The 2,301-nt window shown below is 66.1% G+C and carries 3 protein-coding genes; all 3 read left to right on the forward strand.

The window, feature by feature from the left end; all coding sequences use genetic code 11:
• Positions 1-219: 219 nt before the first annotated feature.
• Positions 220-750 carry an RNA polymerase sigma factor gene (locus tag Q319_RS0123215; protein ID WP_029484753.1) on the forward strand — a complete coding sequence of 177 codons (531 nt, stop codon included), beginning with the start codon at positions 220-222 and terminating at the stop codon, positions 748-750.
• Complete coding sequence (locus Q319_RS0123220; RefSeq protein ID WP_029484754.1) at positions 747-1,451, forward strand: hypothetical protein; 705 nt, start codon at positions 747-749, stop codon at positions 1,449-1,451. Before Q319_RS0123215 ends, Q319_RS0123220 begins: the two co-directional genes overlap by 4 nt.
• A 67-nt stretch (positions 1,452-1,518) precedes the next feature.
• Entirely contained in the window at positions 1,519-2,223 is a 705-nt protein-coding gene (locus Q319_RS0123225) for a hypothetical protein (protein ID WP_051655724.1), read from the forward strand.
• Positions 2,224-2,301: the final 78 nt, after the last annotated feature.

Raw genomic sequence — 2,301 nt, forward strand, 5'->3', positions numbered from 1 at the left:
TATACTTCGGCCTCTTAAATCAACCTTTCTCCGCACCCAGCACCACTTAAACGCAAGTTGTCCGGTACTGAACATTCCAGGCAACACCACCTCCCCACCACTGCTGTTCACGGCTTAACCGACTTGAGGCCCTGTCGCTGCGTCAACAAAAATCGTCTGGGTGAATCCAATGTCCCCTGCTGTGCGTATCCTTGTATGGAAGTCCATGATGGTTGACGCATGACGGACGAACCCACGCTGATGCTGCGGCTGCGCCACGGCGACGAGGCCGCGCTGACCGAGCTGTATGCCCGGCTGGGCGGGCATGTTCACGCCCTGGCCTGGAGGCTGCTGGGAGACCGCGAGGAGGCGCAGGAGGTGGTACAGGACACGTTTGACCGCGTCTATCGGCGCGCCCACCAGTATCGGCCCGAACTGGGTTCGCCGCGCGCCTTCGTGTACACGGTGGCCCGCAACGAGGCCCTCAGCCGCCTGCGGGCGCGGGGCGCGCGGCCTTTGCTGGACGGCGACGAAGATCTGCTGGGCGAGGTGCCGTCTCCCAGCTCCGGGTCGGAGCTGGACACCCGTATGGTGGTTCAGGGCGCGCTGATTCACCTGTCCGAACACGATCAAGCGCTGATTCACGATTCGTTCTTCCTGGGCCTCAGCCACGGCGAGATCGCCACCGCGCACGCCCTGCCGCTGGGGACGGTCAAAACACGCGTGCGACGCGCGCTGGCGAGGATGCGCCGTACCCTGGAGGGATCATGAGCGCCCCGCACCCCGACATGAATGTGCTGCGGGCCTACGCGGTGGGCGATCTGGGCGGCCCGGCGCAGGCTGAGACCGAGGCCCATCTGCTGGGCTGCGCGGCGTGCAGGGCGTGGGTGGTGGCGTGGCGGGCTGAACTCGTGGCCCAGGTGGAGGCGTTGCCACTGGTGGGCGAAGTGCCGCCGCTGCGCCGAACGCTGCGGCTGCCAGCGCGGGCAGCTCCTGGCGCGCCTGCTGGTAGAAAACGGTTTGTCTCTCCCCGCCCATCTGCCTTCGCCCTGCCCGTCGTTCTCGCGCTGCTGGGTGCGGGGGCCATCGGCTGGGGCGGCTGGCAGCAGGTTCAGGCCAACGCCCTGCGCGCCGAGCAGCGTCAGGTGGCGGGCTGGCTGGCGCAACCGGGGGTGTCCGTGGTGGGTCTGCGGGCCAAAGACCAGCCCACCGCCGGACACCTGCTGCTGCTGCCCAGCCGCGAGGTGTTGTTCGTCTTGCCACCGCCCGCGCCGGGCAAGGTCTATCAGGTCTGGGTGGCCTCCAACTGGAAACGCGGCGATCCCCTGACCCCCACCACCCGCAGCGCCCACGGCGTCCTGGCCGCCAGCGTGCGCGGCGGCGATTACGTGTGCGTCAGCCTGGAAGATGCCGGGCGCGACATGACCGGACAGACCAGACCGACACTGATCCTGGGGTGGGCCAGCCTCTGAATTGAGGTCAAGGGTGAGTTTGAATCCAAACAGCCCTCCGTCGCGTTTCTAGGAGTGGAGGCTCCCCATGATCAAGACCAAGACTGTCCGCACCGCCGCCCTCGCCCTGTTCGCCAGCCTGACCCTGGCCAGCACCTCGCTCGCCAGTGCCGCCACCCCGCAACTTGAGCTGCGCCAGGACGCCAAGCTGGGCAGCATCCTGACTGGCGACAAGGGCATGACCCTGTACCTGTACACCAAGGACACGCCGAATGTGACCAACTGCTACGAGCAATGCGCCGTGGCCTGGCCCCCACTGCTGACCGATGCCTTGCCCAAACTCCCCGCTGGGATGCCCGGCAAGTTGAGTCTGGTCAAACGTAAAGACGGCGCGCGGCAGGTGGCCTACAACGGCTGGCCCCTGTATTACTGGGTGCGGGACCAGAAGGCGGGCGACACCACTGGGCAGGACGTGGGCAAGGTCTGGTACGCGGTCAATCCCGGCCCCACCGTCGGCACGGCCAAGGGCGGCGAGCTGGGTGAATATCTGGTTGCCCCGAACGGCATGACCCTGTATCTGTTCACCAAGGACGAGAAGAGTGTCAGTACCTGTTATGACGGCTGCGCTACCGCCTGGCCGCCGCTGCTGACCGCTTACCTGCCCGCCGAGAAAGGCAGCAAACTGGGGACAACCACCCGCAAGGACGGCGCACTTCAGGTCACCTATGACGGCAAGCCGCTGTATTTCTGGGCCAAGGACAGCAAGCCCGGCGATGCGGGTGCATCCCGCTAAGCTGGGATCGGAAAGGCAGCGTGGCGAACGTCATCCAGACTCACCAGGGGATTGATGTTGTTCAGGTTGGCACGAAGC

It is taken from the genome of Deinococcus marmoris DSM 12784 (assembly GCF_000701405.1).
Lineage (GTDB): Bacteria > Deinococcota > Deinococci > Deinococcales > Deinococcaceae > Deinococcus > Deinococcus marmoris.